This is a genomic window from Natronomonas sp. (genome assembly GCF_028274965.1).
In the GTDB taxonomy this organism is placed as follows: Archaea; Halobacteriota; Halobacteria; order Halobacteriales; family Haloarculaceae; genus Natronomonas.
In genome coordinates this window covers 1-7510 of record NZ_JAQCNO010000007.1, presented here as the reverse complement: position 1 = coordinate 7510, position 7510 = coordinate 1, and the positions used below count along the sequence as shown (strand labels likewise).

Annotated in this window: 6 protein-coding genes and 3 tRNA genes; 6 read left to right on the top strand and 3 right to left on the bottom strand. The window is 70.8% G+C overall.

What is annotated here, in order from left to right; translation table 11 throughout:
* On the top strand, positions 1 to 1288 hold a 1288-nt coding region (locus tag Q0916_RS01255; RefSeq protein WP_299233258.1), incomplete at its 5' end, for a hypothetical protein.
* A 78-nt stretch (positions 1289 to 1366) separates the two neighbouring features.
* Here the strand turns inward: Q0916_RS01255 and Q0916_RS01250 are convergent.
* A tRNA-Arg gene (locus Q0916_RS01250) sits at positions 1367 to 1439 on the bottom strand.
* Between the two features lie 214 nt (positions 1440 to 1653).
* Between Q0916_RS01250 and Q0916_RS01245 the strand changes: the two genes are divergently transcribed.
* From Q0916_RS01245 to Q0916_RS01235, 3 genes are read left to right on the top strand one after another with little or no spacing between them, the layout of a single operon-like run.
* Entirely contained in the window at positions 1654 to 3081 is a 1428-nt protein-coding gene (locus Q0916_RS01245) for a single-stranded DNA binding protein (protein ID WP_299233261.1), read from the top strand.
* Between the two features lie 50 nt (positions 3082 to 3131).
* On the top strand, positions 3132 to 3569 hold the full coding sequence (locus Q0916_RS01240; protein WP_299233255.1) for a histone family protein: 438 nt from the start codon (positions 3132 to 3134) through the stop codon (positions 3567 to 3569).
* Positions 3566 to 4576, top strand: coding sequence for a histone deacetylase family protein (locus tag Q0916_RS01235; RefSeq protein WP_299233252.1), 1011 nt, complete (start codon positions 3566 to 3568; stop codon positions 4574 to 4576). The genes Q0916_RS01240 and Q0916_RS01235 overlap by 4 nt, the downstream gene beginning before the upstream one ends.
* A 3-nt stretch (positions 4577 to 4579) precedes the next feature.
* Here the strand turns inward: Q0916_RS01235 and cca are convergent, their stop codons facing one another.
* The gene (gene cca / locus Q0916_RS01230; RefSeq protein ID WP_299233249.1) at positions 4580 to 5926 is read right to left on the bottom strand and encodes a CCA tRNA nucleotidyltransferase; all 1347 of its coding nucleotides are present in this window, start codon (positions 5924 to 5926) and stop codon (positions 4580 to 4582) included.
* A gap of 131 nt (positions 5927 to 6057) precedes the next feature.
* Here cca and Q0916_RS01225 point away from each other — a divergent pair.
* Positions 6058 to 6130, top strand: a tRNA-Asn gene (locus tag Q0916_RS01225).
* Positions 6131 to 6136: 6 nt separating this feature from the next.
* On the opposite strand, the gene Q0916_RS01220 is transcribed toward Q0916_RS01225, so the two are convergent.
* Complete coding sequence (locus Q0916_RS01220; protein ID WP_299233246.1) at positions 6137 to 7318, bottom strand: iron-containing alcohol dehydrogenase family protein; 1182 nt, start codon at positions 7316 to 7318, stop codon at positions 6137 to 6139.
* A gap of 88 nt (positions 7319 to 7406) precedes the next feature.
* Here Q0916_RS01220 and Q0916_RS01215 point away from each other — a divergent pair.
* Positions 7407 to 7509 (top strand) — tRNA-Ile (locus Q0916_RS01215).
* Position 7510: the final 1 nt, after the last annotated feature.

Genomic DNA, 7510 nt, shown 5'->3' with positions numbered 1-7510 from the left:
CGAGGCGGCCGGCCCCCTCGCCGTGGTGCAGGACGTCCAGTTTCTGGTCTCGAACGTCCTGTTGGCCGGGGCCGTCGGCGGCGCGCTCACCGGCGACCGGGCCGGTCTGAACCGCCGGAACCGCAGCGAGATCGAACTCCAGGCCGAGTTGGCGCTCATCGCAAACGGCCTCCTCCGCCACGAGGTGCTCAACGCGACCGCGATCATCGACGGCTACACGTCGCTCTTCGACGATCAGTCGCCGCGGGAGTCGGACATCGCCGCGATCCGGGCGGCGACAGACCGGATCACAGACACCGTCACCGACGTCGGCGAGGTCGGCCGCGCCCGGGAGGAAGACCCCCTCGGGGCCGTCGGGCTCTGTTCGGTCCTCCGCGAGGAGGTCGACTCGCTCGGCGAGCGGTACCCCGACGCCGAGTTCGCGGTCTCGACGCCGGACTCCGACGTGTCGGTCCTCGCCGACAGGCGGATCCGGCTGTTGGTCCGAAAGCTCCTCGAGACGGTCGCCGAACGGGACGCGGGGACCCCCGTCCGGGCGGATGTCGGCGTCGAACGCCGCGACGTGTCTCTGTCCGTCTCGACGGCCGGGGAGGCTGTCGCCACCGAGACGACGGCGGCGGACGATCCGGCCGCCGGGTTCGACCGCCGGATCGTCGAGCTCCTGACGGCGTACTACAGCGGCGACGTCGAGTTCGGGGCCTCCGATGGGTCCGGATCGCCCGTCGCCGCGGTACTCACGATCCCGCGTGCGACGGGCGAACGAGCCACGAACGGCCGGATCGGGATCGCCACGCCGGGCGTCGTCGCCGCGCTCTCGGCCGGCGCGATCGCCGGCGTCGCGATGGGCGCGCTCTTCGTCGCTCTCACCGGACATTTACCCGTCGTCGGGGCGCTCTACGGCGTCTCGAACGCCCTCGTCGGCTGGATCACCCACCTGTTTCACAGCGCCGTGTTCGCGCTGCTTTTCGCCGCCGGATACACCCACCTCTACGCCGGCGATCCGAACGACAGCGCCGCGGTCGGCGCGCTCGCCGGGGCCGGGTGGGGCGTCGTCCTGTGGATCGTCGCCGCCGGCCTCCTGATGCCGCTTTGGCTCCGGGCGGTCGGCGTCGCGTCCCCGCTGCCGAACCTGACGGCCGTCGGCCTGTTCACGCACGTCGTCTGGGGCGCCGCCCTCGGATCGAGTTACGTCCTGTTGCGCCGCCGCTTCGAGGCGCTGAAACCGTGGCTCCGGTTCCGGGCGGCCTTCGAAGCGCGGTTCCGCGAGGCACTCGGGCGATCCCCGTGACAGCCCCGCGTCGGACCGTCCCCGACGATCCGGCGGGTTCGGTCCCGAGGCGACGCCTGCTCGGAGCGAGAAAACGGACGTCCTGACGGAGATTTGAACTCCGGTCCCTGGCTCCGCAAGCCAAGAGGATAGTCCACTACCCTACCAGGACCTACGCGGTGATAGCCCGCTTCGACGTATAGGGGTTACGGTTCCCCCGACCGAAGGTTCATACCGGAGCGCGCGGCCACCGCCCGTATGGGAGTCCGACCCCGAACCGAAGCCGACCGGCGGCGACGCCGGATTTCGCGGGAGTACCAGCGACGACGGTGCCGACGCCGACACCGACAACGCTTTTCGGGAGGCCGTGTATGCTCTCCGTAGCAATGGGCGCTATCGAGGACACCTACGCGGACCTCGACGCCGACGTCTCCGAGGAGGAGTTCCGCGAGGCGGTCGAGGCGAAAGTCGAACAGATGGGCGGGCTGGCGGACGAGGAGACCGCCGCGATGCTCATCGCCCACGAGCTCGACGGCGGCGAGGTCGACGCGATCGCCGACATCGAGCCGGGGCTCGAGGAGGTGAAGTTCCTCGGGAAGGTGACGAGCGTCGGCGAACTCCGGACCTTCGAGCGCGACGAGGACGACGAGGAGGGACACGTCCTGAACCTCGACGTCGCCGACGAGTCCGGGGCCGTCCGGGTCGCGCTGTGGGGCGAGGACGCGGTCAGGGGAACAGAGGAGATCGCGGCCGGCGACGTCTTCCGGATCAAGGGCCGACCGAAGGACGGCTACAACGGGATCGAGGTCAGCGCCGACCGGCTCGAACCCGACGAGGAGGCGGACGTCGGCGTCGAGATCGGCGGACGCGTGACCGCCGACTCGCTGTCGATGGGACAGTCCGACGTGAACCTCCGCGGCGTCGTCCTCGACACCGATTCGATCCGGACGTTCGATCGCGATGACGGCAGCGAGGGGCGGGTCTCGAACCTGACGCTCGGCGACGAAACCGGCCGGATCCGGGTCACCCTGTGGGACGAGCAGGCCGACCGCGCCGAGGAGCTGACCGCCGGACAGAGCGTCGAGGTCATCGACGGGTACGTCCGCGAGCGCGACGGCTCGCTCGAGCTCCACGTCGGGTCCGGCAGCGACGTGGACGAACTCGAGGAGTCCGTGGAGTTCGTCCCCGACGCCGACGACATCGGCTCCGTCGAGATCGACCGGACCGTCGACATCTCCGGCGTCGTTCGGTCGGCCGATCCGAAGCGAACCTTCGACCGCGACGACGGCAGCGAGGGCCAGGTCAGAAACATCCGTGTCCAAGACCGGACCGGGGACATACGGGTCGCGCTGTGGGGCGACAAGGCCGACATCGACCTCGCCCCCGGCGACGAGGTGTTCTGCGCCGACGTCGAGATACAGGACGGCTGGCAGGACGAACTCGAGGCCTCCGCAGGGTGGCGCTCGACGGTCGTCGTCCTTGACGACGCCGAACCCGACCGGGGCTCCGAGTCGGCCGGTCTCGACGAGTTCGCCGACGACGCCGGCGATCCGACCGAGGGGACGCCATCGGGCGGCGGAACGGACAGCTCCGGGGACTCCGACGCGTCCAAAACCGGAACCGGAGCCGACGGGGCGACCGAGGGACCCGACACGTTCACCGGAACCGTCGTCCAGCCGGGCGATCCGATCATTCTCGACGACGGCGACGAGACGGTCCGCGTCGAGGCCGACGCCGACGTCCACCTGGGCCAGGAAATCACCGTCCGGGGGCGCCGCGACGGCGAGCGGTTCGTCGCCGACGAGGTGTTCTGATACGGCACGGCCTCGCAAAGATTAAGGCCGACTCGGCCCCGGTGTGGTGTATGAGCGTCGAGTTGCCGTTCGCGCCCGTCGACACCGTCATCCGACGGAACGCCGGGCAGCTGCGGGTCAGCGCCGAGGCGGCCGAGGAACTCGCCCGCCGGATCCAAGAGCGCGGGGCGGCACTCGCGGTCGAGGCCGCCGAGACGGCGACCACGGACGGCCGCAAGACGCTGATGGCCGAGGACTTCGACGCCCCGACCGTCGACAAGGACCTCCTCGAGCTCCCGGTCGCGCCGATCGACCGCATCGCGCGTCTCGACATCGACGACCGATACCGGGTCTCGATGGACGCCCGGATCGCCCTCGCCGGCGAACTCGAATCGTACGCCGACACCGTCTCGACCGCGGCTGCGATTCTGGCGCGGCACGCCGACCGGCGCACGATCAAGGCGTCGGACTTCGAGACGTACTACGAGCTCGAACCGTACTTCGGATGAAGTTCGGGTACCGCGAGATCTGCTTAGAACACGACACCGGCGCCCGACACCCCGAGACCGCAGACCGGCTCCGCGCGATCAGACGCGGCCTCTCGAAGCGACACGGCGTCAGCTACGACGACGGCGACCTCGCGACCCGGGACTCGATCGAGGCGGTCCACGACCCCGGCTACGTCGCCGACGTCGAGGCGTTCTGTGCGGACGGCGGCGGAACCTGGGACGCCGACACCGTCGCCGTCGAGGAGACGTGGGAGGCGGCGCTTGCCTCCTCGGGGCTGGCCTGCTGGGCGGTCGAGGAGGCTCTCGGGGGCGCGGAGGGCCGGGACACGCCGTTCTCGATCGGCCGGCCGCCGGGACACCACGCCGAGACCGACGAGGCGATGGGGTTTTGTTTTTTCAACAACGCCGCGGTCGCCGTCGAGCGCGCGCTCGAACGCGACGGGAGTGGCGTCGATCGGGCCGTCGTCTTCGATTGGGACGTCCACCACGGCAACGGCACCCAGGACATCTTCTACGACCGCGAGGACGTGTTCTACGCCTCGGTCCACGAGCAGGGGCTGTTCCCCGGGACCGGCGAGATACTCGAAACCGGGGGTCCGAACGCGCGGAAGGCGACGCTCAACGCGCCGCTTCCCGGCGGGAGCGGCGACAGCGAGTACGCGGCGTTCGTCGACCGCATCCTCGACCCCGCGATGGAGCGTTTCGACCCCGACCTCTTCGTCGTCAGCGCCGGGTTCGACGCCCACCGCCACGACCCGATCTCGCGGATGTGCGTCTCGACGGAGGGCTACGGGCACCTGACCGACCGCGTTCGGTCGATCGCCGACCGACACGACGCGCCGCTGTCGTTCGTCCTCGAGGGCGGGTACGGGCTCGACGCCCTCTCGGACTCCGTCGAGATGGTCCACGAGGTCTTCGACGGCCGCGAGCCGGTCGAACCGGACGGCGACGTCACCTCGAAGGCCAAACGCGTCCTCGACGACGTCCGGGACGCCCACGGCCTCTGAGCCTCACGGCCGGGGATCGAAGTACGCCGCGAGTTCGGCCCCGAAGGAGTCGGCGAGCGCCGCAACGTCCGACCCCGCGAGCACCTCGTGGTCCTCCTCGAGGGCCGCCTCAACGTGCGTGCCCAGCGAGACCTCGAAGAGCTTCGCCCGGACGAGCGCCGCCGGCGTCCTCGCCTCGCGGGCCCGCTCGACCGCGTACCGGCCGTCGTCGTCGATGAACGGGCCGGTGACGCTCTCGTCCTCCCGGTAGGTCCGGTAGAACCCCTCGGCGTGCTCTCTGACGCCGACCGGGGGCCCGTCGTGTCGTTTCACCCCGGAGAGCTCCGGGACCGCACACTCGATCAACAGCGCGGCCCGCCGGTCCGCGAAACACGCGCTCCGGAGCGGCGAGAACCCGGCCCGATCGAGCGCGCCGACGAGCCCCGAGAGGGACGTCTCGAGCTGTGGGTACAGCTGGTCCTCGACGATGTCCGGGGCGGCAAACCGGACGGCGACCGGTTCGGTGCCGCGGTCGGCGATCCGACCCGCGACCTCGGGCGCCGAAAGCGGCCCCGGGCGCTCGGACTCGAAGCGCTCCGCCGTCGGATCGGCGAGCAGCCGCCGCGCGTGGTGGACGAGCCGGGCGACGTTGCGCCTCGAACAGACCGCGGCGACGTTGCGTTCGGGGTCGGTCGGGTCGACGACAACGAGTGGGTCGTCGAACTCGCGCGCGCCGTGGTCCGCGGGGTCGAGCCGGACCGGCGGTTCCCACGCGGCGGCCGCCGAGACGAACGCCCGGAACCCCCCGTACTCCGAGACGAGCAGCTCCGTGAGGAACCCCGAAAACCCCTTCGTCCGGAGGTCGCTTCCGTACGCGCCGATCGCCGACAGAAATGCCTTCGCGACCCGAACGTCGTCGGCGAGCGGCTCGATTTCCCCCTCGAGGTACGCCGTGTGAAACGGCGTCCGGTCGACCGCCGACCTGATCGCCGTCGGGCGCTCGACGGCGTAACAGGGGACGCAGTCGACGTCGAAGCCCCCCCGCTGGCCCTTGACGTAGGGGTGTTCCGCGAACTCCTCGTGGCCGTCGGGCAAAACGGCGTGTCCGACCGCGAGGCCGTACCGCTCGAGGTCCTCGCGGTCGAGCTCCGGGGAAAACAGAACGAAGAGGTCGATGTCCCGGTCGCCGGCGAGCCAGGTCCCGCGGGCCGTCGACCCGACGAGTTCCGTGTCGGCCTCGACCGGGAGCTCGTCGATCGCCGCCGCCGCCCGCGCTTCCAGTTCGGCGACCACCCGCTCCATGGCCCGAACCTCGGACGCCTCGGGGACGACCCGCTCTCGGACCGCCTCCACGACCGATTCGAACGACATGGCCGGGGGTTCGGCGCGGACGAATAAAACGTGCCGGTGGCGCCCTCGACGCCGCGTTGGTCGGGTCTCGCCGACGGGCGCAAGCGGGAAGCGAAAGCCATATGTGGCGATTCGGAGTACATTGTGACGCAGCCGCCGTAGCTCAGCTGGTAGAGCACCACGCTGTTAACGTGGTTGTCCCAGGTTCGAGACCTGGCGGCGGCGCTCTTCTCACCACGCCTCCCGCAGCACCGCCTCTGTGTCCTCGACGGTCGGATCGAGCCCCGCCGGGCAGTACGACATGAACCCGTCCCCGTGGACGTCGGCGGCGATCGCCGGGAGGTCCGACTCCGACATGTCGTCGATCTCCCGGAGTCGCGTCGGCAGTCCGAGCCCGTCGCGGACCCGCTCGACGCCCTCGATGACCGCGCGCGCGGCCGCCTCGGGCGAGTCGGCCTCGACGCCGAAGCCCTCGGCCAACAGCCCCCGGGCGCCGTCGGTCTCCCCGAAGAGGTACGCGAGCGCGTGCGGCGCGATGATCCCGTGTGCGCCGCCCTGTTGGATCTCGTACCCGCGGGCGATCCCGTGGCCGAAGGCGTGGATCAAAGACAGCGTCAGCCCGTCCGCTCGCGAGCAGCCGTACTGCGCGAGGATCGTCCCGACGACGACATCGCGCATCGTCGCTTGGTCGCGCTCGCCGGCTCCGAGCGCCGGCAGCCCGCGGGAGAGACGCCGGATCGCCCGGACCGCGGTCCCGTCGCTGATCGGCGTCGACGTGGCGGCGTAGGCCGTCTCGATCGCCTTATCGAAGCCGTTCATCGCCGACGCGCGGAGCACGTCCTCCGGCGTCGTCCGGAACAGCTCGGGGTCGTACCACAGCGCCTCGGGCATGAGCCGCGCGTCGTAGATCCCGCCGCGGACCAGCCCGTCTCGTCTGGTCGTGATCCCGGCGACCATCGAGAGATCCCCCCCGGCGAGCGTCGTCGGGACCACACAGACCGGCGGTAGCTCCCCGTCGCCGAGCGGTACCGCCCCCGTCTCCTCGAACGCCTCAAGTATTTCCTCGTCGCTTCGCTGTGACCCCGCCACGGCGGCGATCGTCTTCGCGACGTCGAGGCTGCTCCCGCCGCCGACGGCCAAGAGCGCGTCGGCGTCCGTCTCGGCGAGGCGGTCGGCGCCCCGAAGCGCGGTCGAAAGCTCCTTGTCGGGCGTCGTCTCGGCGAACGTCCCGGCCAGACGTCCGCCGGCACCCGCCCGGACCGGGTCCATCACGGCCGCCGTCTCGCCGACGGTCCGCCCCGTCACGACGAGGGCGTTCTCAACCCCGAGCGTCCCGAGGACGTCCTCGATCGTCGACGCGCAGCCCGGACCGTACCGTATCCGTCCGGGTTGATAGTCGAAACTGAACTCCATGCGGGCGCTTTACCGGCCGCACGGTTGGCTCTTTTCCCCGCCCGCATCCGGCAGACTGAAAAGCGACGAGCGGGTACTCCGGGCCAGCGGGCCCTTAGCTCAGTGGTCAGAGCGCTCGGCTCATACTCCCCGCGCCGTCGGCGCCGGGATGGGACACCGAGTGGTCGCCGGTTCGAACCCGGCAGGGCCCAT

What these genes read in the sequence shown, in the direction of transcription:
- Q0916_RS01245 (WP_299233261.1), top strand. Translation starts at nt 1,654, where the DNA reads ATGGGCGCTATCGAGGACACCTACGCGGACCTCGACGCCGACGTCTCC.
- Q0916_RS01240 (WP_299233255.1), top strand. Translation starts at nt 3,132, where the DNA reads ATGAGCGTCGAGTTGCCGTTCGCGCCCGTCGACACCGTCATCCGACGG.
- Q0916_RS01235 (WP_299233252.1), top strand. Translation starts at nt 3,566, where the DNA reads ATGAAGTTCGGGTACCGCGAGATCTGCTTAGAACACGACACCGGCGCC.
- cca (WP_299233249.1), bottom strand. Translation starts at nt 5,926, where the DNA reads ATGTCGTTCGAATCGGTCGTGGAGGCGGTCCGAGAGCGGGTCGTCCCC.
- Q0916_RS01220 (WP_299233246.1), bottom strand. Translation starts at nt 7,318, where the DNA reads ATGGAGTTCAGTTTCGACTATCAACCCGGACGGATACGGTACGGTCCG.